Genomic DNA, 24863 nt, shown 5'->3' with positions numbered 1-24863 from the left:
CACAAACATTGCGTAACGATTTGATAACAACCCAAATTGATAAAAGAGGAGAAATCTTGCGGATAAGAAAAGAAAAACCTCGCCACAGCGAGGTCAGAGATTAGTGAGCAACTATCCAGATGAGTTCAACCCAGAAGAGCATCGACAGAGAAAATGCGCCCATCCAGGACCAATATTTCATATTTGTGGTGATCATAGGCTACACCCCTCACTTGTTATTACTTTCTGTTGAAATTATTCAACCTTTTATTGCTGTGGTGTATTAAAAACGGTTTAATTCACGAATATATCGGATAATAAGAATGATGATAATTATTGTTTCTGCTGCTCATCTTCAGCAAACATCTCTATAAACGCTTGCTGTTGCGACGTCAGTTTCCAGCCATCCGGAATAACGACTGAACATTCCCGTTTCGTTTCCGTTTCATTGTCACTATGCTGAGACAGTGGCAAAGCAATCTGATGCTGCTCCTGAACGACCATGCTTTACCCCCACACTTTCCAAATTAGCAGTGCGACAAGCACCCAGAAGAGCGCAGAACCAAGAAATACCGCAAGCCAGGCTTTGCGTTTCAATTCAGGGTTCCTGCGGGGTTCCTGATTTCCAGAAGGCATTGCTAACCTCATATAATCGCCATCACTTATCAGTAATACGCTAAACGATTGGTATAATTAATCAACTAATGAGACAAATCCTAATGAAACTTTAGTCAAAAATCCAGCTAATTTACGAATCGTCTCCAGTGAATAATTCAATCTTTTGACCTGAAATAGATATTTGAAGGCTGGAGTTTGCGAGGCAGGTAATTAAACACTACTTTACGTCCGATTTACCATAAAGATTTGAGGGATAATTATATTGTGAGCGGTGTACAAATAAGAAAGAACAAAGGATATATTCCGGCACCCCGAAAACATAAAAGGTGCCGGAAATAATGCAGGTAATTATTTTTCCGGCAATTTGATATCTTTAAACATGATCTCAATTTCTTCATTGGAACGCAATGCTACGGCGGCATCAACGACATCGCGGGTTAAATGCGGCGCAAAACGCTGAATGAAATCATACATATAACTGCGCAAAAACGTACTGCGACGAAAACCAATTTTGGTTGTGCTATGGCTGAAAATGTCATGCGCATCAACACGAACCAGGTCAGGGTCAGAAACCGGGTCCACCGCCATGCTGGCAATTACCCCAACACCCAGCCCTAAGCGAACGTAAGTTTTAATCACGTCAGCATCGGTAGCCGTGAAAACAATACGCGGCGTCAACCCTGCGCGGTTAAAGGCGGTATCCAGCTCGGAGCGTCCGGTAAAACCGAAGGTATACGTCACCAACGGATACTGCGCCAGTTCTTCAATGGTAATTGCTTTTTTGCCCGCCAGCGGATGGTCAGGTGTCACCACAATAGCCCGATTCCAGTGATAGCATGGCAGCATCACCAAATCTTCATACAAATGAAGTGCTTCCGTGGCGATAGCGAAATCGGCATTACCTTTAGAGACGGCATCGGCGATTTGTGTCGGCGATCCCTGATGCATATGCAAAGAAACGCGAGGATAACGCTCAATGAAACCTTTGATGACATTCGGTAATGCATAGCGCGCCTGAGTATGCGTGGTGGCGATATACAGCGAGCCTTTATCAGGCCAGGTATGCTCTCCGGCGACCGATTTAATAGCATCAACTTTCGACAGAACTTCACGAGCGATACGAATTATTTCCTGCCCGGCTGGAGTAACCTGCGTCAAATGCTTACCGCTACGGGAAAAAATTTGAATACCCAGCTCATCTTCCAGCATTCTGACTTGCTTACTGATCCCAGGTTGTGATGTGTAAAGTCCTTCAGCCGTTGATGAGACGTTCAGGTTATGATTGACGACCTCAACAATATAGCGAAGTTGTTGTAATTTCATGTTAAACCATCCAATTAGACGCCATCAGAACATCGTTTTTTCGTCACTCCTGACGGGTGACTAATACGATTTAATAATAAAAAAGGTGCTAACTATAACCACTATATCATTTATAGCTTTAGTGTATAGGTGTGGAGATAAAATAATATGCAATAAAAAAGGGTCGCTTTTGCGACCCTTTGTTTTAAAAACCAGAAAGAATTAAAGGTTATTTTTTCCCTTCAACCCATTTGCCATCAACATAAAATGCTGACCAGCCAGTTGTCTTTCCGTCTTTTTCCGAAGAGACATATTGCTGCCTGGTTTTCCGGCTAAAACGAACCATTGTCTTATTACCTTCTGGATCTTGCTGTGGCGCATCAGCCAGATAACGCAATTTTTCTGGTAAACGGTCGCGGAAGCGATAAAGCTCTTCCACCAGCGGCGCACGCGTTTCACGTGATTTCGGGAAAGTATTGGCCGCCAGGAACACGCCGGCAGCGCCGTCACGCAACACGAAATAAGCATCCGATTTTTCGCACGGTAATTCTGGCAGCGGAACCGGATCTTCTTTCGGCGGCGCGACTTCACCGTTACGTAAAATCTTACGTGTGTTTTTACACTCTTCATTGGTGCAAGCCATGTACTTACCGAAACGCCCCATTTTCAGGTGCATTTCAGAACCACATTTTTCACACTCAACGATCGGGCCGTCATAACCTTTAATACGGAATTCGCCCTCTTCGATCTCGTAACCGTCGCAGGTTGGATTATTACCACAGACATGCAACTTACGTTTTGGATCGATGAGATAGCTGTCCATCGCTGTACCGCATTTCGGGCAACGACGTTTGGCGCGCAGCGCGTTGGTTTCAGCGTCTTCGCCTTCCAGCACGTTAAGCACTTCGTTTTCCGGCACCAGGTTGATGGTGGTTTTGCAACGCTCTTTCGGCGACAGCGCATAACCGGAACAGCCCAGGAATACCCCGGTGCTGGCGGTGCGAATCCCCATTTTTCGACCACAGGTCGGACAGTCAATGCTGGTCAGAACCATCTGGTTCGGGCGCATACCGCCCTCTTCCGGATCTTTTTCCGCTTTATCTAACTGCTGGGTGAAATCAGAGAAGAAGTGATCCAGTACAGCTTTCCACTCTGCTTCGTGATTTGCCACCTGGTCGAGGCTGTTTTCCATCTGCGCGGTAAAGTCGTAATTCATTAACTCGCGGAAATTTTCTTCCAGGCGATCGGTAACGATCTCACCCATTTTTTCCGCATAGAAGCGACGGTTTTCCACACGCACATAGCCGCGATCCTGAATGGTCGAAATGATCGACGCATAGGTAGACGGACGACCGATCCCGCGTTTTTCCAGTTCTTTAACCAGTGAAGCTTCGCTAAAACGGGCTGGCGGCTTGGTAAAGTGCTGCGCAGGCGTCAGTTCAACAAGCGACAGGGAGTCACCTTTATCGACAGCCGGTAAAATACGATCTTCATCGCCTTTACGCAGCGCAGGCATTACTTTCGTCCAGCCGTCGAAACGCAGAATACGACCGCGCGCTTTCAGGCGGAAGTCACCCGCGCCAACGGTCAGCGTGGTGGAGTCATATTTCGCTGGGGTCATTTGACAGGCAACAAACTGACGCCAGATTAACTGGTACAGTTTCTGCGCATCTGCTTCCATATCTTTCAGCGATTCCGCCATCACATTGACATCTGAAGGACGAATCGCTTCGTGCGCTTCCTGTGAGTTTTCTTTGCTGGCGTATTGGTTCGGGCTTTCCGGCAGATATTTATTACCAAAATTATCGCTGATATAACCGCGAACCATGTTTACCGCGTCCTGACTCAGGTTAGTGGAGTCGGTACGCATGTAAGTGATATAGCCAGCTTCATACAGACGCTGCGCCATCATCATGGTTTTTTTCACACCAAAACCAAGACGGGTGCTGGCAGCTTGTTGCAGCGTAGAGGTAATAAAAGGAGCGCCTGGTTTACTGGTTGTCGGTTTGTCTTCACGTTCCAGCACGCTGTAGCGCGCTTTTTCAAGCAGACTTACCGCAGCCTGAGTTTGTTCTTTGTTGACCGGGCGGAACGGTTTATCGTTCTGATGAGTCACCTGCAAAGCCAACGCTTCACCAGACGGCGTAGTCGTACTGGCATCGACTTCCCAGAATTCTTCCGGCACGAACGCTTTAATTTCACGCTCACGCTCAACCACCAGGCGAACCGCTACGGATTGCACACGCCCGGCGGAAAGACCGCGAGCGATCTTTTTCCACAACAGCGGAGAAACCATATAACCCACGACGCGATCCATAAAGCGACGCGCCTGCTGGGCATTAACACGATCAATATTCAGTTCGCCGGGTTTGTTGAACGCCTGGCGGATCGCGTTTTTAGTAATTTCGTTAAACACCACTCGGCTATAGCGAGCTTCATCACCCCCAATCACTTCCCGCAGGTGCCATGCAATGGCTTCCCCTTCGCGGTCAAGGTCGGTTGCGAGATAGATGTGGTCGGCTTTTTCAGCCAGTTGTTTCAGTTCAGAGACGACCTTCTCTTTACCAGGCAACACCTCATAGTGCGCCTCCCAATTGTGCCACGGGTCAACCCCCATACGGTTGACGAGAGCGCCACGTTCATCCTTTTTAGGCTTTTTAGCCGTTTTGGTGGAGGTAGAGTCGGCACTCTTTTTAGCAGCTGAGCCACTGGTCGGCAAATCGCGGATGTGACCGACACTGGATTTCACCACGTAGTCACTACCCAGATACTTGTTGATCGTTTTGGCTTTTGCCGGGGACTCAACGATGACAAGAGCTTTACCCATATTCACCTTACCTAATTTGATTCTTCCAGGAATGCGTCGCACATTGATAAACCTTCCACTGGCAACGAGTTACCGATATGGACTCGCTCTCTGCGGATATCAACCCCTTGTCGTGACTCTGTTCACGAAAATGCCGGTGACTGAGTTAACAGGTCTTGGCCTACAGGCGCTATAGCACGACGGAATTTTGGTCGAATGTCAAGCAAATCTATTGCCAGATTGACGAAAGCGTCACACTGTACCTGATAAAATCCGTTACGCAACTTTATTAGCATGCAAAATCCAAAGTTGCCAGTAAGGCGCTCCTGACGCCAGCGTGGTATATTTGTCTGCATGCCATGCCTGGCGTAGACTAATGTCCTTGTTTAAGGAGTAAATAATGAACAAAGAGACACAACCCATCGACCGCGAAACGCTGTTGAAAGAGGCCAACAAAATCATTCGTGAGCATGAGGACACACTCGCAGGAATTGAAGCCACCGGCGTCACGCAGCGTAATGGCGTGCTGGTGTTTACTGGCGATTACTTTTTAGATGAGCAAGGGCTGCCGACAGCGAAAAGCACTGCGGTGTTTAATATGTTCAAACACCTGGCACACGTGCTCTCGGAAAAATATCATCTGGTAGATTAAAGCAAAACGCGAGGCCTGAACCTCGCGTTTGTCTTTTACATCAAAGGCTTTTGCCCACGCTGCCACCAGCGTAGCAACAATCGGTCGACGCTCTCTACCGCACTGCCGGTAAACCGATCGATTAACCGTTTACGCTGCATATAACGCACATTGACCACTTCTCGACCGTCCATCAGATTAAGAATCACTTCATCACTGGTGTTGATTTCGTCAACCAGGCCTTTCTCTACCGCCTGTTGCCCGTACCAGTGTTCACCGGTAGCCACCTCTTCAATATCCAGAGATGGACGCATACGTTTTACAAAATCTTTAAATAGCTGATGTGTTTCGTTCAGTTCTTCGCGGAATTTTTCGCGCCCTTCTTCAGTATTTTCACCCAGCAATGTCAGCGTGCGCTTATATTGCCCGGCAGTATGCAGTTCAATATCAATATCTTTACTTTTCAGGAAGCGGTTAAAGTTGGGCATTTGCGCTACCACACCGATGGAACCAACAATGGCAAACGGCGCAGAAACAATTTTGTCCGCCACACAGGCCATCATGTACCCGCCGCTGGCAGCCACTTTGTCTACCGTAACGGTTAAAGGAATGTTTTTATCGCGCAGACGCCGCAATTGTGAGGCTGCCAGGCCATAACCATGAACCATACCGCCGGGGCTTTCCAGACGCAAAACAACCTGATCCCGTGGCTTAAATGCCGCGAGTACTGCGGTTATCTCTTCACGTAATGAGTTAACTTCATGCGCGTCCATGCTGCCTTTGAAATCCAGTACCCAGACGCGGGGTTTACTGTCAGTCACCACCTCACCCAGTTTGGCTTTTGCTTTCGCTGCTTTCGCTTCTTGCTTGTGCTTTTTCTTCTGCGCTTTGTGCCACTGCTTTTGCTGATGCGGGTCCATCAGCGCTGCTGCCAGTTCTTCTTTCATCTCCTTATATTGTTCGCTGAGATTGTTAACCCGTAACTCGCCACGCTGGCGTTTATTACGTTGAGCAACATTGACAATAATGGCGGCAACAGCCGCAATCGCCACGACAACAGTGACAATTTTCGCCAAAAACAAACCATATTCAGACAACAATTCCACGAGTCCCACCTTGGTTAAACAACGCTTTGCCTCACAGTTTACAACAGGCATCTTAAGCCGTCTCGCAGAGATATTCTTGACGAGAAAGTATGACAAAGTATTCATTTTGCGGCGTTATCGCCCCAGGCCGATTGAAATGCGCCTCTGTTTAAGGCATAACCCCTCAAAGTCATAAAGTACACTGGCAGCGCGACTGATGATGTCGTTGGGGAGTAGCCATGCATTACCAACCAAAACAAGATTTACTCAATGATCGTATTATCCTGGTAACCGGCGCCAGCGACGGCATTGGTCGTGAAGCCGCTCAGACTTATGCGCGTTATGGCGCGACAGTGATTTTACTGGGTCGTAATGAAGAAAAATTACGTCAGGTCGCCCAGCGTATGTTCGAAGAGACCGGACGTCATCCACAGTGGTTTATTCTCGATTTACTGACCTGCACATCCGAAGATTGCCATCAACTGGCACAGCGCATTGCCGTTAATTATCCGCGTCTGGACGGCGTTCTGCATAATGCCGGATTGCTTGGAGAAGTTTGCCCGATGAGTGAACAAAATCCGCAGGTCTGGCAGGATGTCATGCAGGTCAACGTTAATGCCACCTTTATGCTGACCCAGGCACTGCTTCCTTTATTACTCAAATCGGACGCCGGTTCGCTGGTCTTTACCTCATCAAGCGTCGGGCGTCAGGGTCGGGCTAATTGGGGTGCATACGCTGCCTCAAAATTTGCCACCGAAGGAATGATGCAGGTACTGGCCGATGAATATCAACAGCGCCTGCGCGTGAACTGCATTAACCCAGGCGGTACGCGCACCGCCATGCGTGCCAGCGCCTTCCCGACGGAAGATCCGCAGAAACTCAAAACCCCCGCTGATATCATGCCACTTTACCTCTGGCTGATGGGCGATGATAGCCGCCGTAAAACCGGCATGACCTTTGACGCCCAACCGGGCCGTAAACCAGGAATTTCCCAATGAGTGATGAACGCTACCAACAGCGTCAGCAGCGAGTTAAAGAAAAAGTGGATGCCCGTGTGGCGCAGGCCCAGGATGAACGCGGCATTATTATCGTTTTTACTGGCAATGGAAAAGGCAAAACCACAGCGGCATTTGGTACGGCAACACGCGCAGTAGGTCACGGAAAAAAAGTGGGCGTCGTGCAATTTATTAAGGGCACCTGGCCTAATGGCGAACGAAATCTGCTGGAGCCGCACGGCGTTGAGTTTCAGGTAATGGCAACTGGCTTCACCTGGGATACGCAAAACCGTGAGTCTGATACCGCTGCCTGCCGCGAAGTCTGGCAACATGCAAAACGAATGCTGGCGGATTCCTCACTGGATATGGTTTTGCTCGATGAGCTGACGTATATGGTGGCGTATGACTATTTGCCACTGGAAGAAGTGGTGCAGGCGTTAAATAAACGTCCACATCAACAGACGGTGATTATCACGGGTCGTGGTTGTCATCGGGATATTCTTGAATTGGCGGATACGGTAAGTGAATTACGCCCCATCAAACATGCGTTTGATGCCGGTGTAAAAGCGCAGATAGGGATTGATTACTAATCTGTAAAAATGCCGGATATGACGTCCGGCATACTTTGATTAACCGTTATTATTACGTCCGCCAGAACGACGACCGCCGCTCACCTGACTGTGACGTTTCACCGCACGACGAATCTGATTCGCCTTCATGCGACGACGGTCTTTTTCTACAGCGACTTTAGAGCTGGTTTCTGGCGGTAGCTCCACCAGTTCGCGCAGATAGTTAGTCTGGGCGAGGTCCAGCTCCGTCCAGCCACCGCGTGGCAGACCTTTTGGCAGTGGGATATCACCGTAACGAACACGGATCAGGCGGCTTACCTGCACACCAACCGCTTCCCACAAACGACGAACTTCACGGTTACGGCCTTCGGTCAGAGTAACGTTGTACCACTGGTTGATCCCTTCGCCGCCGCTGAACTTAATGGTTTTAAAGGCTGCCGGACCATCTTCCAACTGCACGCCACGACTCAAATCACGCAGTTTCGCGTCGTCAACCTGACCAAATACACGCACGGCATATTCACGTTCAACTTCACGGCTTGGGTGCATTAAACGGTTTGCCAGTTCACCGTCGGTGGTGAACAGCAACAGACCACAGGTATTAACGTCGAGACGACCTACGGCAATCCAGCGTGCGCCACGCAGCTTCGGCAGACGGTCAAACACTGTTGGACGCCCTTCCGGGTCGTTACGAGTACATAACTCACCTTCCGGCTTGTAATAGGCCAGCACGCGACAAATTTGCTCAGCGGACTCACGCACCGAAATCAGGTGACCATCGATACGAATTTTCAGTCCAGGAGTAACTTCAACGCGATCGCCGAGTTTAGCAATTTTGCCATCAACACTCACACGACCGGCTTCAATAATAGATTCGATTTCACGGCGAGAACCGTGGCCGGCACGCGCCAGCACTTTCTGTAGCTTTTCGCTCATAGAGCTTCCTTTTGGTGTCGCCTTCCCAGGCGTCTGATATGCTTTGTGCAACAGTGAGTCAGAACTTACATCTGACTCACTGATAGTAAAGTCTGTTCGAACTCTTCCGGCCTTAAGTCAACGACATGACGTTTTAACTGGCCTGGCTTTGAGGCGCAACATACTACACTATCTTTAGGGTTAAAGCTTGTTTCGATTAACATCAGCTTGATTACCAGCCACCACCGCCTGCGCCACCGCCACTACTACCGGAATAACTTCGCCCCAACAAACTGGTATTAGCTCCCAGACTCAGGTGCATCTGTAATGAGAATAAAACGCCGCTACGGGCAATTTCCGGAGCGCGAACAGCCGCTGTAAGTGACGGAGTGATACGTGCTGCCCATTCTCTGCCAAGGTTTGCCGAGACCGCCCAACCTAACAAAGTGTAATCCAGTTTCCGTGTTTCCCCTTTCCGCCGCCGCCCACTGTGCGTTGCCGCCTCTTTACGCGCAAGATAGTTGACGATAGCCTCGCCGTGGGCATAACGTTGCTGCCCAGTTTGTGTAAACTGTGGCAGAAAAATATACCCCAGGGCGGTGAGATACCCCGTCAGGAAAACGGCACTAAAATAACCGGCTGGCATATACCAGTAAAAGAACACATCTCCGACATTGATGTAGAGAGAATAGAAAGCCACGCCTGAACAAATCAGTGGTAAAAACAAAGTGATGATTACACGATTAACGCAAGGCTTGTCATCATCGCGGGCAAACAAAAGCGCAAGGGAAGAAAACAAAAAAGGAAGAAGCCAGCAGGTCATGATAAACATATCAGCCACCAGACTCATACCTGCCCAGCCAACGGGACTCAGGTTTCCATAAAAAATGACTGCTAATATCGCCAGTCCGCCCCATTGCAAAAACGCATCCGGTCGGTAAAACGAAGACTTTTTACGCGGCAGATAAAATTTCTGCATCCGTAAAAATGCCCTGCGTAAGACTCTGTTGCGTCTCCCCGTAAGAACGACCTTATCGCCTTTACGAAATAACGCTTCCAGTAATAACTGCTCTGCGGGCAGTAGTACCTCATTATTTCTGGTCGCGCCTTCATTAACACGAATCAGGATTTGCTGGTTCTTGTCATACAGGTCTTCCAGATGAATTTTTCCTTTCACAATCAGATTTACGATATCGGCACAAAAACCTTTATCGTCGTAAACCAGCTTCGCATCGAGACGCAACATGCCAGGCGTGTAATCTGGGGGAATGATTTCAGTTTCACTCACATCTACCGGCGTAAATTGTGGCCTGCGCTTCCAGAGATATAACCATCCACACACCAGTAACAGACACGGTAACCAAATGATAAGAGACGATGTTGAGGGCAAAAAAAGATGGCTAAAAATATTCGTCGTGTGTTGTGCCGGGGAATTATCCAGCAAGGCATGAGGCCAACGGTAGAGTGCAGTGAAATCTTCACGGTAAAACGGATCGCGGGATTCAATTCTTCCGTCCTCAAGGATGCGGCCATTTCGATATGTGTCGCCCTCTTCTCCAGTAAAGAGATCGATTTCGCTAAATGGATTACCCGCAATATCAGGCAACTTGAGTGAAAATCGGGTCTTATAGATTTCAAACGGCCAGTTATTACCAGTTACGTTCCAGATAAGCAGGTCAGAATCACCCTCACGCAGTACAGCATTTTCAACCTGGTAATGAATTTGATAATGATAATCGCCTTGTGGCAAGAAACGCTGCTTATCGCCCACGACAATACTCATCAACCCGATATGCCAGTCAAGTTGCCAGGGTTCAGGAATACCATCACGAGTGACGCCAATAATGCGATAGTTTAGCAGCGCCGCATCACCATTAGGCTGCATCCATAATCGAGGCAAATCACGATAAAATCCATGCTTAATCTGCTGATTTCTCGCCTGAAAATGAATGTTCTCTTTAATGTCGAGCACCCCATCAGGTTGCATGGTGGCCTCAACATCAAAGAGCGAGATCCCTTCTTCATGATAAGGAATCTCCATGTTTTTCGCGTAACCCAGCGATGAGTAAAGCAGCCCAGCTATCAACAGCAAAATGCAGCGAAATGTCCCTGCCATAATCTTCCATCCGTGGAACGCAATTTTTTATAAGAAAGGCTTCACATCACCTACGCCTTCACGCACCACGACTGGCGTATCATCGGTGAGGTCGATGACCGTTGTCGGTTTCTGGCCGAGATAACCGCCGTGAATGATCAAATCCACCTGTTTTTCCAGACGGTCTTTAATTTCTTCCGGATCGGATTCGGTAAATTCGCTGCCCGGCAGCATCAACGAAGTGGAAAGCATCGGTTCACCCAGCACCTCAAGTAACGCCTGGGCGATGGGGTTTGACGGCACGCGCATCCCGATGGTTTTGCGTTTTTCCTGCAACAAACGGCGTGGCACTTCCTTCGTCCCCTTAAGGATGAAGGTATAGTTACCTGGCGTGTTGTTTTTCATCAGACGAAACGCGACGTTATCCACAAAGGAATAGGTCGAAAGTTCAGAAAGATCGCGACACATCAGGGTAAAGTTGTGACCGTCCGGCAGCTGGCGAATACGACAAATACGCTCCATGGCGTTTTTATCTTCAATTTTACAGCCGAGCGCATAGCCGGAATCGGTTGGATAGACAATCACCCCGCCTTTACGCACGATCTCCACCGCCTGATTGATCAGACGTTGCTGCGGGTTATCAGGATGAATATAAAAAAACTGACTCATAATTCCCTCTCTGTGGTGTTCTGCGGCTGTTCCCATAGCTGCCAGACGCCTTCAACGCCTGCGGGCAGCCAGAGTTTACGACCCAGTTCGATCCACGGGCATGGCTGATGAAAATCAGATCCTTGTGATGCCCATAAATGGTGCTGACGCGCAAGTGTCGCCAGTTGGGTGCGTTCATTGGGCGATTGCTGGCACTGCGCGACTTCCATCGCGTCGCCGTGGTGTTCGGCAAAATGCGCAACCAATCTTTTCAGCCATTTAGCACTAAGATTGTACCGCCCAGGATGAGCTAGTACCGCCTTACCGCCAGAATGATGAATGACATCAATAGCTTGTTCTATTGTACACCACTGTGGCGGAACGTATCCGGTTTTCCCGCGCGCCAGATACTTTTTAAAGACATCCGCCATTGAACTGGCTTTGCCGCACTCCACAAGGAAACGAGCAAAATGACCGCGCGTCACCGCGCCGCCCTGCGCCAGCCGTTGCGCGCCTTCCAGCGCACCAGGTATTTGCGCTTTTTCAAGTCTTTCGGCAATTAGCTGCGCCCGCTGATTGCGCCGTTCTGTCTGCTGCGCGAGGAACTCACACATTAGCGGATGAGTAATATCAATATTCAGCCCGACAATATGAATTTCATGATTTTCCCAGACCGTGGAAATTTCCACGCCGGGAATAAGATTCAGCGCCAGCCCCGAACGTGAAATTTCCTCTCTTGCTGGCGCGATTGCGGCTGTGGTGTCATGGTCGGTGATCGCCAGGGTGCCGACGCGCATCTCGACTGCACGGTGCACCAATGCTTCTGGCGTCAGGCAGCCATCGGAAGCTGTCGTATGGCTGTGCAGGTCGTAAATCACTGCGTAATTCGTGTCGCTCAAGGCGCACTCCCGTTCTGGATAATGTTTTTTGCGCCGACATCATAACGGTTCTGGCAAATATTCTGAAATGAGCTGTTGACAATTAATCATTGAACTAGTTAACTAGTACGCAAGTTCACGCAAAAAGGGTATCGACAATGAAAGCAATTTTCGTACTGAAAGGTTGGTGGCGCACTTCCTGAAACGGGCAGTGTATTCACCATGCGTAAAGCAATCAGATACCCAGCCCGCCTAATCAGCGGGCTTTTTTTTGAACAAAATTAGAGAATAACAATGCAAACACAAAAACCGAATCTCGAATTGCTAACCTGCGAAGGCGCTTATCGCGACAATCCCACCGCGCTTTTTCACCAGTTGTGTGGGGATCGTCCGGCAACGCTGCTGCTGGAATCCGCAGATATCGACAGCAAAGATGATTTAAAAAGCCTGCTGCTGGTAGACAGTGCGCTGCGCATTACAGCATTAGGTGACACTGTCACAATCCAGGCGCTTTCCGGCAATGGCGAAACCCTGCTGACACTACTGGATAACGCCCTGCCTGCGGGGGTGGAAAATGAACAATCACCAAACTGCCGTGTGCTGCGCTTCCCCGCTGTCAGTCCACTGCTGGATGAAGACGCCCGCTTATGCTCCCTTTCGGTTTTTGACGCTTTCCGCTTATTGCAGAATCTGTTGAATGTACCGAAGGAAGAACGGGAAGCGATGTTCTTTGGCGGCCTGTTCTCTTATGACCTGGTCGCGGGGTTTGAAGATTTACCGCAATTGTCAGCGGAAAATAACTGCCCTGATTTCTGTTTTTATCTCGCTGAAACGCTGATGGTGATTGACCATCAGAAAAAAAGCACCCGCATTCAGGCCAGCCTGTTTGCGCCGAATGAAGAAGAAAAACAGCGTCTCACTGCACGCCTGAACGAACTACGTCAGCAACTGACCGAAGCCGCGCCGCCGCTGCCAGTGGTTTCCGTACCGCATATGCGTTGTGAATGTAATCAGAGCGATGAAGAGTTCGGTGGCGTAGTGCGTTCGTTGCAAAAAGCGATTCGCGCCGGAGAAATTTTCCAGGTCGTCCCCTCTCGCCGTTTCTCACTGCCCTGCCCGTCACCGCTGGCAGCCTATTACGTGCTGAAAAAGAGTAACCCCAGCCCGTATATGTTTTTTATGCAGGATGATGATTTCACTCTGTTCGGTGCGTCGCCGGAAAGTTCGCTCAAGTATGACGCCACCAGCCGCCAGATTGAAATCTACCCGATTGCAGGAACACGCCCACGAGGTCGTCGCGCCGATGGTTCACTAGACAGAGACCTCGACAGCCGCATAGAACTGGAGATGCGTACCGACCATAAAGAGCTTTCGGAACATCTGATGCTGGTGGATCTCGCCCGTAATGATCTGGCACGCATTTGCACCCCCGGCAGCCGCTACGTTGCCGACCTCACCAAAGTTGACCGTTACTCTTACGTGATGCATCTCGTCTCCCGCGTTGTCGGTGAATTGCGCCACGATCTTGACGCCCTGCACGCTTATCGCGCCTGTATGAATATGGGCACATTAAGCGGTGCGCCGAAAGTGCGCGCCATGCAGTTAATTGCCGAAGCGGAAGGTCGTCGACGCGGCAGTTACGGCGGCGCGGTAGGTTATTTCACCGCACACGGCGATCTCGACACCTGCATTGTGATCCGCTCGGCACTGGTGGAAAACGGCATCGCCACCGTGCAGGCCGGTGCTGGCGTGGTTCTTGATTCTGTTCCGCAGTCGGAAGCCGACGAAACCCGTAATAAAGCCCGCGCTGTACTGCGCGCTATCGCCACCGCGCATCATGCACAGGAGACTTTCTGATGGCTGACATTCTGCTGCTCGATAATATCGACTCTTTTACTTACAACCTGGCAGATCAGTTGCGCAGCAATGGTCATAACGTGGTGATTTACCGCAACCATATTCCGGCGCAGACCTTAATTGAACGCCTGGCGACGATGAGCAATCCGGTGCTGATGCTTTCTCCTGGCCCCGGTGTGCCGAGCGAAGCGGGTTGCATGCCGGAACTGCTTACTCGTCTGCGCGGCAAGCTGCCGATTATTGGCATTTGCCTCGGTCATCAGGCGATTGTCGAAGCCTATGGGGGTTATGTCGGCCAGGCGGGCGAAATTCTGCACGGTAAAGCGTCGAGCATTGAACATGACGGTCAGGCGATGTTTGCCGGGTTAACAAACCCTCTGCCAGTGGCGCGTTATCACTCGCTGGTGGGCAGTAACATTCCGGCCGGTTTAACCATCAACGCCCATTTTAATGGCATGGTGATGGCGGTTCGTCATGATGCGGATCGCGTCTGTGGATTCCAGTTCCATCCGGAATCCATTCTCACCACCCAGGGCGCTCGCTTGCTGGAACAAACGCTGGCCTGGGCGCAGCAAAAGCTGGAACCCACCAACACGCTGCAACCGATTCTGGAAAAACTGTATCAGGCGCAGACCCTTAGCCAGCAGGAAAGCCACCAGCTATTTTCAGCAGTGGTACGTGGTGAACTGAAGCCGGAACAACTGGCGGCGGCGCTGGTGAGCATGAAAATTCGTGGCGAACACCCGAACGAAATCGCCGGAGCAGCAACTGCGCTTCTGGAAAACGCTGCGCCGTTCCCGCGCCCGGATTATCTGTTTGCCGATATTGTCGGCACCGGCGGTGACGGCAGCAACAGTATCAACATTTCTACCGCCAGTGCTTTTGTTGCAGCAGCCTGTGGGCTGAAAGTGGCGAAACACGGCAACCGCAGCGTCTCCAGTAAATCGGGTTCTTCGGATCTGCTGGCGGCGTTCGGTATTAATCTTGATATGAACGCCGATAAATCGCGCCAGGCGCTGGATGAGTTAGGCGTCTGTTTCCTCTTTGCACCGAAATATCACACCGGATTCCGCCACGCGATGCCGGTTCGTCAGCAACTGAAAACCCGCACTCTGTTCAACGTGCTGGGGCCATTGATTAACCCGGCGCATCCGCCGCTGGCGTTAATTGGTGTTTATAGTCCGGAGCTGGTACTGCCGATTGCCGAAACCTTGCGCGTGTTGGGGTATCAACGCGCAGCGGTTGTGCACAGCGGCGGAATGGATGAAGTTTCGTTACACGCACCAACGATTGTTGCCGAGTTGCACGATGGCGAAATTAAAAGCTATCAGTTGACCGCAGAAGATTTTGGCCTGACGCCCTACCACCAGGAACAACTGGCTGGCGGAACGCCGGAAGAAAACCGTGACATTTTAACACGTTTGTTACAAGGTAAAGGCGACGCCGCCCATGAGGCAGCCGTCGCGGCGAATGTCGCCATGTTAATGCGCCTGCATGGCCAGGAAGATCTGCAAGCCAATGCGCAAACCGTTCTTGAGGTACTGCGTAGTGGTTCCGCTTACGACAGAGTCACCGCACTGGCGGCACGAGGGTAAATGATGCAAACCGTTTTAGCGAAAATCGTCGCGGACAAGGCGATTTGGGTAGAAGCCCGTAAACAGCAGCAACCACTTGCCAGTTTTCAGAATGAAATTCAGCCGAGCACGCGACATTTTTATGATGCGCTACAGGGTGCACGTACCGCATTTATTCTGGAATGCAAGAAAGCGTCGCCATCAAAAGGCGTGATCCGTGATGATTTCGATCCGGCACGCATTGCCTCGATTTATAAGCATTACGCTTCGGCAATTTCGGTGCTGACTGATGAGAAATATTTCCAGGGAAGCTTTGATTTCCTCCCCATCGTCAGCCAAATCGCGCCACAGCCGATTTTATGTAAAGACTTTATTATCGACCCTTACCAGATCTATCTGGCGCGCTATTACCAGGCTGATGCCTGCTTATTAATGCTTTCAGTGCTGGACGACGAATCGTATCGCCAGCTTGCAGCCGTCGCCCATAGTTTGAAGATGGGTGTGCTGACCGAAGTCAGTAATGAAGAGGAACTGGAGCGCGCCATTGCATTGGGGGCAAAGGTCGTTGGCATCAACAACCGCGATCTGCGTGATTTGTCGATTGATCTCAACCGCACGCGCGAGCTTGCGCCAAAACTGGGGCACAACGTGACGGTGATCAGCGAATCCGGCATCAATACTTACGCTCAGGTGCGCGAATTAGGCCACTTCGCTAACGGCTTTTTGATTGGCTCGGCGCTGATGGCGCACGACGATCTAAACGCCGCCGTGCGCCGGATGTTGTTGGGTGAGAATAAAGTGTGTGGCCTGACGCGTGGGCAAGATGCTAAAGCAGCTTATGACGCAGGCGCGATTTACGGTGGGTTGATTTTTGTTGCGACATCACCGCGTTGCGTCAGCGTTGAACAGGCGCAGGAAGTGATGGCTGCGGCACCGTTGCAGTATGTTGGCGTGTTCCGCAATCACGATATTGCCGATGTGGCAGGCAAAGCTAAGGTGTTATCGCTGGTGGCAGTGCAACTGCATGGCAGTGAAGATCAGCAATATATCGACGCACTGCGTGATGCTCTGCCAGCAAACGTTGCCATCTGGAAAGCATTGAGCGTTGGAGAAACCCTGCCAGCGCGCGATTTTCAGCACGTTGATAAATATGTTTTCGATAACGGCCAGGGCGGAAGCGGGCAACGTTTCGACTGGTCACTGTTAAACGGTCAATCGCTTGGCAACGTTCTGCTGGCGGGTGGCTTAGGCGCAGATAACTGCGAGGAAGCGGCACAAACCGGCTGCGCCGGGCTTGATTTTAATTCTGCTGTAGAGTCGCAACCGGGCATCAAAGACGCACGTCTTTTGGCCTCGGTTTTCCAGACACTGCGCGCATATTAAGGAAAGGAACAATGACAACATTACTTAACCCGTATTTTGGTGAGTTTGGCGGCATGTACGTGCCACAAATCCTGATGCCTGCCCTGCGCCAGCTGGAAGAAGCCTTCGTCAGCGCACAAAAAGATCCAGAATTTCAGGCGCAGTTTAATGATCTGCTAAAAAACTATGCCGGACGCCCGACCGCGCTGACTAAATGCCAGAATATTACGGCCGGCACTAACACCACGTTGTACCTGAAGCGTGAAGATTTACTGCACGGCGGCGCACATAAAACAAACCAGGTGCTGGGTCAGGCCTTACTGGCGAAGCGGATGGGTAAAACCGAAATCATCGCCGAAACCGGTGCCGGTCAGCATGGTGTGGCGTCTGCCCTTGCCAGCGCCCTGCTTGGCCTGAAATGTCGAATTTATATGGGTGCCAAAGACGTCGAACGTCAGTCGCCCAACGTTTTTCGTATGCGCTTAATGGGCGCGGAAGTGATTCCGGTACATAGCGGTTCCGCGACGCTGAAAGATGCCTGTAACGAGGCGCTGCGCGACTGGTCAGGCAGTTATGAAACCGCGCACTATATGCTGGGCACCGCAGCTGGCCCGCATCCTTACCCGACCATTGTGCGTGAGTTTCAACGGATGATTGGCGAAGAAACCAAAGCACAGATTCTGGAAAGAGAAGGTCGCCTACCGGACGCCGTTATCGCCTGTGTTGGCGGCGGTTCGAATGCCATCGGGATGTTTGCTGATTTCATCAACGAAACCGACGTTGGCCTGATTGGCGTGGAGCCAGGCGGTCACGGTATCGAAACCGGCGAGCACGGTGCACCATTGAAACATGGTCGTGTGGGCATCTATTTCGGTATGAAAGCGCCGATGATGCAGACAGAAGACGGGCAGATTGAAGAATCTTACTCCATCTCAGCCGGGCTGGATTTCCCGTCTGTCGGCCCGCAACACGCGTATCTCAACAGCACTGGACGCGCTGATTATGTCTCAATTACCGATGATGAAGCACTGGACGCCTTTAAAACGCTGTGCCTGCATGAAGGGATTATTCCGGCGCTGGAATCCTCCCATGCCCTGGCTCATGCGCTGAAAATGATGCGCGAAAACCCGGAAAAAGAGCAGCTGCTGGTGGTTAACCTTTCCGGTCGCGGCGACAAAGACATCTTCACCGTTCACGATATTTTGAAAGCACGAGGGGAAATCTGATGGAACGCTACGAATCTCTGTTTGCCCGTTTGAAGGAGCGCAAAGAAGGCGCATTCGTTCCTTTCGTCACGCTCGGTGATCCGGGCATTGAGCAGTCGCTGAAAATTATCGATACGCTAATTGAAGCCGGTGCTGACGCGCTGGAGTTAGGCATCCCCTTCTCTGACCCGCTGGCAGATGGCCCGACGATTCAAAACGCCACACTGCGTGCTTTTGCGGCGGGTGTGACCCCGGCACAATGTTTTGAAATGCTGGCACTGATTCGCCAGAAACACCCGAATATTCCCATTGGCCTTCTGATGTATGCCAACCTGGTGTTTAACAAAGGTATTGATGAGTTTTATGCCCAGTGCGAGAAAGTCGGCGTCGATTCGGTGCTGGTTGCCGATGTGCCCGTGGAAGAGTCTGCGCCCTTCCGCCAGGCTGCGTTGCGCCATAACGTCGCACCTATATTTATCTGCCCGCCGAATGCCGACGATGATTTGCTGCGTCAGATAGCCTCTTATGGTCGTGGTTACACCTATTTATTGTCGCGTGCGGGCGTGACCGGCGCAGAAAACCGCGCCGCGTTACCCCTCAATCATCTGGTTGCGAAGCTGAAAGAGTACAACGCTGCACCTCCATTGCAGGGATTTGGTATTTCCGCCCCGGATCAGGTAAAAGCAGCGATTGATGCAGGAGCTGCGGGCGCGATTTCTGGTTCGGCCATTGTTAAAATCATCGAGCAACATATTAATGAGCCAGAGAAAATGTTGGTGGCATTGAAAGCTTTTATACAACCGATGAAAGCGGCAACACGCAGTTAATCCCACAGCCGTCAGTTCTGCTGGCGGCATTTTGTATTCCTTTAACGAAGCCAGAAAAATCTTAATTTTATTTATTATTTGCCTTTTTACCGTTTCGCTTAACCCTAACATACGTCAACTTACGTCATTTTTCCGCCCAACAGTAATATAATCAAACAAATTAATCCCGCAACATAACACCAGTAAAATCAATAATTTTTCCTAAGTCACTTATTCCTCAGGCAATTATTAATATATCCAGAACCTTCCTCAAAATATATTTTCCACCCTCCCTCCTTGCCACGCTTAATTTGACTAATTCTTATTAGCGACTAATTTTAATGAGTGTCGGCACACAACACTCATATTAATCAAACAATGCAACGTAACGGGAGAAATAACATGGCCGAACATCGTGGTGGTTCAGGAAATTTCGCCGAAGATCGTGAGAAGGCATCCGACGCAGGTCGTAAAGGTGGTCAGCACAGCGGCGGTAATTTTAAAAACGATCCGCAACGCGCATCCGAAGCGGGTAAAAAAGGCGGTCAACAAAGCGGTGGTAATAAATCAGGAAAATCCTGATCCACCGTTAATTATTAATATCAGCTGATAAAGATAATTGTATCTGCGGGCCGTATGGCTCGCAGTGATTTCACTGGAGAAAAATATGAATATGAAGACCATTGAAGATGTATTTATTCACCTGCTTTCAGACACCTACAGCGCAGAAAAACAATTAACCCGGGCACTGGCAAAACTCGCCAGAGCAACATCAAACGAAAAACTAAGTCAGGCTTTTCATGCGCACCTTGAGGAAACTCATGGACAGATAGAACGTATTGATCAAGTCGTAGAATCCGAATCAAATCTTAAAATTAAACGCATGAAGTGCGTAGCAATGGAAGGACTCATTGAAGAAGCTAATGAGGTCATTGAGAGCACAGAAAAAAACGAAGTGCGTGACGCCGCGCTCATTGCTGCTGCACAGAAAGTCGAGCACTATGAAATTGCCAGTTACGGGACCTTAGCGACACTGGCTGAACAATTAGGTTACCGTAAAGCAGCGAAGCTTCTGAAAGAAACTCTGGAAGAAGAAAAGGCCACAGACATCAAACTGACTGATCTGGCTCTTAATAACGTAAATAAGAAAGCCGAAAATAAAGCCTGAAATATGAACTTCAACTTTCAGTAATTTTATAAAGAGGACATTTTCATGAATCGTATTGAACATTATCATGACTGGTTACGTGACGCCCACGCAATGGAAAAGCAAGCCGAATCTATGCTTGAATCCATGGCCAGCCGCATAGATAATTATCCTGAACTACGCGCTCGTATTGAACAACATCTTAGTGAAACCAAAAACCAGATTGTTCAACTGGAAACTATTCTTGATCGTAATGACATTTCACGTTCAGTCATTAAAGATTCCATGAGTAAAATGGCTGCGCTTGGGCAGTCTATCGGTGGTATTTTTCCTTCTGATGAAATTGTCAAAGGTTCCATTAGCGGCTATGTCTTCGAGCAATTTTAAATCGCCTGCTATACCTCACTATTAGCTGCGGCAAAAAATGCCGGTGATACAGCCTCTATTCCGGTCATCGAAGCGATTTTAAATGAGGAAAAGCAAATGGCCGACTGGCTAATTCAGCATATTCCGCAAACAACTGAGAAATTTTTAATTCGTGCTGAAACTGATGGCGTAGAAGCGAAGAAATAATACCCTTTATACCATGTCCTTATTGACCCCGTAATTACGGGGTCATTTTTGCGGGGAATTAAAAACGATAGCCTGCGGAGAACATAAACACCCACGGATCGAGGCGTACACTGTCGTGTTGCTGTGCACCGCCCAGTTTATAATTTGCGGTAGTATCGATATCCATGTACCAGACTGACATGTTAACCAACCAGTCACGGTTAATCAGATAATCCACCCCAACCTGCCCGGCAGCGCCCCAGGAATCTTTCAGACTGAGATCGGAAAGCCCGGCCTCTTTGCCATGATCGTTAAATCCATTATCAAAGAACGTGGTGTAGTTAATACCGGCACCAACGTAAGGACGGAATTTGCTGCTGGCATCACCAAAATACCACTGCGCCATCAGTGTTGGCGGCAGATGATGGACTGTTGCAATATCACCGGTCGCGCGAGTACCGATTTTATGGCGGAAAGGCGTCGCTGCCAGTAATTCAACACCGATATTGTCAGTCGCCATATACGTAAACGTCAGGCCCAACTGAGTGTTATTAGTCACGCTAAATCCCCCCAGACTTCCTAACGTACCACCAGCGCCTTCTGTCGGACGCACAGTCGCAGAACCTGCACGCATAAAAAACTCGCCTGCTTCATGCGCAAAGGCTGTGCCAGAGAGAAGTGTTGTTACTGCCAAAGCCGCCACTGTTAATTTTTTCATATCCGCTCCGTCGTTATGGTTATAAAAACGTGACAAATATACCTACATTGGGGTAACAAATGATCCTACACAGATCACACTACATCCTCTAAATCACCCTTTATTGATCTGGATTAATTTAGAAGTTGCATCACAAATCCTGGTTAATGTGATTTAAATCAATTTTCGAATATTTGCGCTGCGCAAATATTAACGCGCTCGCCACTTGCTCCCGTCTGCACACATAAATGCCAACAATTACCTCCGCTTTACAAAGATATGCTTTTCCATACATGACCTGATGCTGCCACTGAGAGGCTAACCAGGGTACAATTGCCCGCTAATTAACACCTGCATAAAACTCAAGGAGAGTGCATGTCTATCACGGCGCAGTCCGTATACCGTGACACCGGAAATTTCTTCCGTAATCAATTTATGACCATTCTGTTGGTATCGTTGCTTTGTGCATTTATCACAGTGGTGTTAGGACATGTTTTCTCACCCAGTGACGCTCAACTTGCGCAGCTCAATGACGGTGTACCCGTTAGTGGCGGCGGTGGGTTGTTCGACCTGGTACAAAATATGTCCCCGGAACAACAGCAGATTTTGCTGCGTGCGTCCGCTGCTTCTACCTTTTCAGGATTAATCGGTAACGCCATTCTTGCGGGCGGCGTATTATTAATGCTCCAGCTAGTGTCCGCCGGTCAGCGGGTCAGCGCATTACGGGCAATTGGCGCGAGCGCTCCGGTATTACCGAAGCTATTCTTGCTAATCCTCCTGACAACATTGATTGTGCAAATAGGCATCATGCTGGTGGTCGTTCCTGGTATCATCATGGCCATCCTGCTGGCGTTGGCTCCCGTGATGCTGGTCCAGGATAAAATGGGCGTTTTCGCCTCCATGCGCAGCAGTATGCGGCTGACATGGGCGAATATGCGTCTGGTGGCACCTGCGGTATTGAGCTGGTTACTGGCAAAAACTCTGTTGTTGCTGTTTGCCTCTTCGTTTGCCGCATTAACCCCAGAAATTGGCGCTGTACTGGCGAACACCTTGAGCAACCTGATTTCAGCCGTATTGCTCATCTATCTGTTCCGTCTGTACATGTTGATTCGCCAATAACCCTAAGCATTTGATTACGGAATCGTAAAATGAAGCAGTTTCTTGATTTTCTACCGCTGGTTGTCTTCTTCGCGTTCTATAAGATTTATGACATCTATGCGGCAACTGCGGCGCTGATCGTCGCCACAGCGATTGTGCTTATTTATAGCTGGGTTCGCTTTCGTAAGGTTGAGAAGATGGCTCTGATCACCTTTGTTCTGGTGGTTGTCTTCGGTGGTCTGACGCTATTCTTCCACAATGATGAGTTTATTAAATGGAAGGTCACCGTAATTTACGCACTGTTTGCCGGTGCTCTGTTGGTTAGCCAATGGGTAATGAAAAAGCCGCTGATTCAACGTATGTTGGGTAAAGAGCTTACCCTGCCGCAGCCAGTATGGTCGAAGTTGAATCTGGCCTGGGCAGTCTTTTTTATCCTTTGCGGGCTGGCAAACATCTATATCGCTTTCTGGCTACCACAAAATATTTGGGTCAACTTCAAAGTGTTCGGTCTGACCGCCCTCACCTTAATCTTCACGCTGTTAAGCGGTATCTATATCTACCGCCACATGCCACAGGAAGATAAATCATAACCAGACTGCCAGTCCTTCGGGGCTGGCGCTGTATCTCCTCTGTTCTCCTCAGGAAAATCATAGTAGCATCGCGCCTGTGATTTTCCTTTTTAGTCGGTTTTACCATGTCAACAACACATAACGTCCCCCAGGGCGATCTGGTTTTACGAACTTTAGCCATGCCTGCCGATACCAATGCCAATGGTGACATCTTTGGTGGTTGGTTAATGTCGCAGATGGATATTGGTGGTGCCATTCTGGCAAAAGAAATTGCACACGGTCGCGTAGTAACCGTGCGGGTTGAAGGAATGACTTTCTTGCGGCCGGTTGCAGTCGGCGATGTAGTGTGCTGCTATGCACGCTGTGTCCAAAAAGGGACAACATCTGTCAGTATTAATATTGAAGTGTGGGTGAAAAAGGTGGCGTCTGAACCACTTGGGCAACGCTATAAAGCGACGGAAGCATTATTTAAGTATGTCGCTGTAGATCCTGAAGGAAAGCCTCGCGCCTTACCCGTTGAGTAAAAGTCAAAAGCCTCCGGTCGGAGGCTTTTGACTTTTTACTTACTGAATTTCGGTGGTGCCGTTAATTTTAAACAGAATATTTACCACAATTCCACTTCCTGGCTTACCCGGCTCGTAACGCCATCTGCGCATCGCATTTTTCACTTCGCGCTCAAACATGTTTGCGGGTTTGGCGGAAAGAATTTGTACGTTATCCACGCGACCATCCGGTGTAACGTCAAATTTAACTTTAACCTGCCCTTCAATGCGCAATGCCTGCGCACGCGCTGGATACTGCGGCTGATTGCGGCTTAATGCGCGTGGTCCTGAAGCCACACTAGTGACTGGTTTGCTGATTGCAGCCGTTGCCGTGCTGGTGGTCGGGCGCGCTGGTGCCGTATTTTCAAACGGTGATGCCGGACGCGACTCCGCTGGTTTAACATCGCGCTTTGGCTGTTCCTGCACCTTTTTCACTGGCTTCGGTTTTGGCTTAGGTTTTGGCTTCGGCTTTTCAATGACCACCGGCGCTTCTTTTGGCGGTTCAGGTATCGGCTCAGGTTCCGGCTCTGGCTCTACCACCGGCTCCGGCGGCGGCTGAACGGCTTGTGGCGGTTCGAGATCCGCTGGCGCAACCATGGTGACAGAAATCGGCTGCGCGGGCGCAGGTAGTTCAATAACCTGATGTACCGAGGTATAGAGTAGACCCGCCACGACAGCACCGTGAATGCAGACTGAAAGTAACGTCGGCCAGGGGAAGCGGCGAGGTAAATCAAGGGTCATTGAAGTCATAATCATTTCAGTAGAAAAACCAGGCCTCAATTTTAAATGCAAATAGCAATCATATTCAATAACACAAAACGATCAGGATCAGTGAAAACGCAATTTTTGGCGTAATTGACCTGACTTTATCCAGACTCTTAACAAAGACATCATCTTTCCGTTGCAGATCTTCGCCCTTTCAAATAACGTACT

Annotated in this window: 26 protein-coding genes, 1 pseudogene and 1 other annotated feature; of the genes and pseudogenes, 15 read left to right on the top strand and 12 right to left on the bottom strand. The window is 49.6% G+C overall.

What is annotated here, in order from left to right; all coding sequences use genetic code 11:
- Positions 1–100: 100 nt before the first annotated feature.
- The 5 genes from ymiC to topA form a co-directional block, all read right to left on the bottom strand.
- Complete coding sequence (gene ymiC / locus FC814_RS09990) at positions 101–196, bottom strand: small membrane protein YmiC (RefSeq protein ID WP_016158389.1); 96 nt, start codon at positions 194–196, stop codon at positions 101–103.
- 116 nt (positions 197–312) lie between these two features.
- A complete protein-coding gene (locus tag FC814_RS09985; RefSeq protein ID WP_000261429.1) occupies positions 313–483 on the bottom strand; it encodes a hypothetical protein in 171 nt (56 codons plus the stop codon).
- A gap of 3 nt (positions 484–486) precedes the next feature.
- On the bottom strand, positions 487–627 hold the full coding sequence (locus FC814_RS09980) for a YmiA family putative membrane protein (protein ID WP_301546362.1): 141 nt from the start codon (positions 625–627) through the stop codon (positions 487–489).
- A gap of 318 nt (positions 628–945) precedes the next feature.
- Complete coding sequence (cysB, locus tag FC814_RS09975) at positions 946–1920, bottom strand: HTH-type transcriptional regulator CysB (RefSeq protein WP_000776255.1); 975 nt, start codon at positions 1918–1920, stop codon at positions 946–948.
- Between the two features lie 208 nt (positions 1921–2128).
- Positions 2129–4726 carry a type I DNA topoisomerase gene (gene topA, locus FC814_RS09970; RefSeq protein WP_137325881.1) on the bottom strand — a complete coding sequence of 866 codons (2598 nt, stop codon included), beginning with the start codon at positions 4724–4726 and terminating at the stop codon, positions 2129–2131.
- 379 nt (positions 4727–5105) lie between these two features.
- Between topA and FC814_RS09965 the strand changes: the two genes are divergently transcribed.
- The gene (locus FC814_RS09965) at positions 5106–5357 is read left to right on the top strand and encodes a YciN family protein (protein ID WP_001031530.1); all 252 of its coding nucleotides are present in this window, start codon (positions 5106–5108) and stop codon (positions 5355–5357) included.
- Positions 5358–5392: 35 nt separating this feature from the next.
- Here the strand turns inward: FC814_RS09965 and sohB are convergent, their stop codons facing one another.
- A complete protein-coding gene (sohB, locus tag FC814_RS09960) occupies positions 5393–6442 on the bottom strand; it encodes a protease SohB (RefSeq protein WP_137325880.1) in 1050 nt (349 codons plus the stop codon).
- Positions 6443–6660: 218 nt separating this feature from the next.
- On the opposite strand from sohB, the gene FC814_RS09955 reads away from it, so the two are divergent.
- Positions 6661–7419 carry a YciK family oxidoreductase gene (locus tag FC814_RS09955; protein ID WP_105280530.1) on the top strand — a complete coding sequence of 253 codons (759 nt, stop codon included), beginning with the start codon at positions 6661–6663 and terminating at the stop codon, positions 7417–7419.
- Entirely contained in the window at positions 7416–8006 is a 591-nt protein-coding gene (gene cobO, locus FC814_RS09950; protein WP_105280531.1) for a cob(I)yrinic acid a,c-diamide adenosyltransferase, read from the top strand. Before FC814_RS09955 ends, cobO begins: the two co-directional genes overlap by 4 nt.
- 39 nt (positions 8007–8045) lie before the next feature.
- Here cobO and rluB read toward each other — a convergent pair whose 3' ends face one another.
- From rluB to rnm, 4 genes are all read right to left on the bottom strand, one after another.
- Positions 8046–8921 (bottom strand): 23S rRNA pseudouridine(2605) synthase RluB, encoded by an 876-nt coding sequence (rluB, locus tag FC814_RS09945; RefSeq protein WP_001291217.1) that lies wholly within the window; start codon positions 8919–8921, stop codon positions 8046–8048.
- A gap of 211 nt (positions 8922–9132) precedes the next feature.
- Positions 9133–11016: a DUF2207 domain-containing protein gene (locus FC814_RS09940; RefSeq protein ID WP_137325879.1), complete on the bottom strand. Its 1884-nt coding sequence runs from the start codon at positions 11014–11016 to the stop codon at positions 9133–9135.
- A 27-nt stretch (positions 11017–11043) separates the two neighbouring features.
- Positions 11044–11664, bottom strand: coding sequence for an L-threonylcarbamoyladenylate synthase (locus FC814_RS09935; protein WP_001516499.1), 621 nt, complete (start codon positions 11662–11664; stop codon positions 11044–11046).
- Complete coding sequence (rnm, locus tag FC814_RS09930; RefSeq protein WP_001285663.1) at positions 11661–12542, bottom strand: RNase AM; 882 nt, start codon at positions 12540–12542, stop codon at positions 11661–11663. The genes FC814_RS09935 and rnm overlap by 4 nt, the downstream gene beginning before the upstream one ends.
- 137 nt (positions 12543–12679) lie before the next feature.
- Here rnm and trpL point away from each other — a divergent pair, with 137 nt between their 5' ends.
- The 9 genes and pseudogenes from trpL (at position 12680) to FC814_RS09885 (ending at position 21045) form a co-directional block, all read left to right on the top strand.
- On the top strand, positions 12680–12724 hold the full coding sequence (gene trpL, locus FC814_RS09925) for a trp operon leader peptide (protein WP_001700591.1): 45 nt from the start codon (positions 12680–12682) through the stop codon (positions 12722–12724).
- Positions 12701–12794 (top strand) — a sequence feature (Trp leader region). It overlaps the preceding gene by 24 nt.
- Before the next feature lie 21 nt (positions 12795–12815).
- The gene (gene trpE, locus FC814_RS09920) at positions 12816–14378 is read left to right on the top strand and encodes an anthranilate synthase component I (protein WP_001194556.1); all 1563 of its coding nucleotides are present in this window, start codon (positions 12816–12818) and stop codon (positions 14376–14378) included.
- A complete protein-coding gene (gene trpD, locus FC814_RS09915; protein ID WP_016158394.1) occupies positions 14378–15973 on the top strand; it encodes a bifunctional anthranilate synthase glutamate amidotransferase component TrpG/anthranilate phosphoribosyltransferase TrpD in 1596 nt (531 codons plus the stop codon). Before trpE ends, trpD begins: the two co-directional genes overlap by 1 nt.
- Complete coding sequence (gene trpCF, locus FC814_RS09910) at positions 15974–17335, top strand: bifunctional indole-3-glycerol-phosphate synthase TrpC/phosphoribosylanthranilate isomerase TrpF (protein WP_170967945.1); 1362 nt, start codon at positions 15974–15976, stop codon at positions 17333–17335.
- 11 nt (positions 17336–17346) lie between these two features.
- Positions 17347–18540 (top strand): tryptophan synthase subunit beta, encoded by a 1194-nt coding sequence (gene trpB / locus FC814_RS09905; RefSeq protein WP_000209511.1) that lies wholly within the window; start codon positions 17347–17349, stop codon positions 18538–18540.
- The gene (gene trpA, locus FC814_RS09900; protein WP_105279368.1) at positions 18540–19346 is read left to right on the top strand and encodes a tryptophan synthase subunit alpha; all 807 of its coding nucleotides are present in this window, start codon (positions 18540–18542) and stop codon (positions 19344–19346) included. The genes trpB and trpA overlap by 1 nt, the downstream gene beginning before the upstream one ends.
- A gap of 381 nt (positions 19347–19727) precedes the next feature.
- Positions 19728–19907 (top strand): general stress protein, encoded by a 180-nt coding sequence (locus FC814_RS09895; RefSeq protein WP_000807651.1) that lies wholly within the window; start codon positions 19728–19730, stop codon positions 19905–19907.
- A gap of 85 nt (positions 19908–19992) precedes the next feature.
- Positions 19993–20493, top strand: a complete 501-nt coding sequence (locus FC814_RS09890) for a ferritin-like domain-containing protein (RefSeq protein ID WP_001056491.1) — start codon at positions 19993–19995, stop codon at positions 20491–20493.
- A 45-nt stretch (positions 20494–20538) separates the two neighbouring features.
- Positions 20539–21045: pseudogene (locus tag FC814_RS09885) on the top strand (ferritin-like domain-containing protein).
- 58 nt (positions 21046–21103) lie between these two features.
- Here the strand turns inward: FC814_RS09885 and ompW are convergent.
- Positions 21104–21742 (bottom strand): outer membrane protein OmpW, encoded by a 639-nt coding sequence (gene ompW / locus FC814_RS09880; RefSeq protein WP_000737249.1) that lies wholly within the window; start codon positions 21740–21742, stop codon positions 21104–21106.
- Between the two features lie 354 nt (positions 21743–22096).
- On the opposite strand from ompW, the gene FC814_RS09875 reads away from it, so the two are divergent.
- From FC814_RS09875 to yciA, 3 genes are all read left to right on the top strand, one after another.
- Positions 22097–22840 carry a YciC family protein gene (locus FC814_RS09875; protein WP_137325878.1) on the top strand — a complete coding sequence of 248 codons (744 nt, stop codon included), beginning with the start codon at positions 22097–22099 and terminating at the stop codon, positions 22838–22840.
- 29 nt (positions 22841–22869) lie between these two features.
- Complete coding sequence (locus FC814_RS09870; RefSeq protein ID WP_000808667.1) at positions 22870–23409, top strand: septation protein A; 540 nt, start codon at positions 22870–22872, stop codon at positions 23407–23409.
- A 104-nt stretch (positions 23410–23513) separates the two neighbouring features.
- Positions 23514–23912, top strand: coding sequence for an acyl-CoA thioester hydrolase YciA (yciA, locus tag FC814_RS09865; protein WP_000108165.1), 399 nt, complete (start codon positions 23514–23516; stop codon positions 23910–23912).
- A 39-nt stretch (positions 23913–23951) separates the two neighbouring features.
- Here yciA and tonB read toward each other — a convergent pair whose 3' ends face one another.
- Positions 23952–24671: a TonB system transport protein TonB gene (gene tonB, locus FC814_RS09860; RefSeq protein ID WP_137325890.1), complete on the bottom strand. Its 720-nt coding sequence runs from the start codon at positions 24669–24671 to the stop codon at positions 23952–23954.
- Positions 24672–24863: the final 192 nt, after the last annotated feature.

This window comes from Escherichia sp. MR (assembly GCF_005280595.1).
GTDB classification, from domain to species: Bacteria; Pseudomonadota; Gammaproteobacteria; order Enterobacterales; family Enterobacteriaceae; genus Escherichia; species Escherichia ruysiae.
This window is presented reverse-complemented; position numbering and strand designations above follow the sequence as displayed.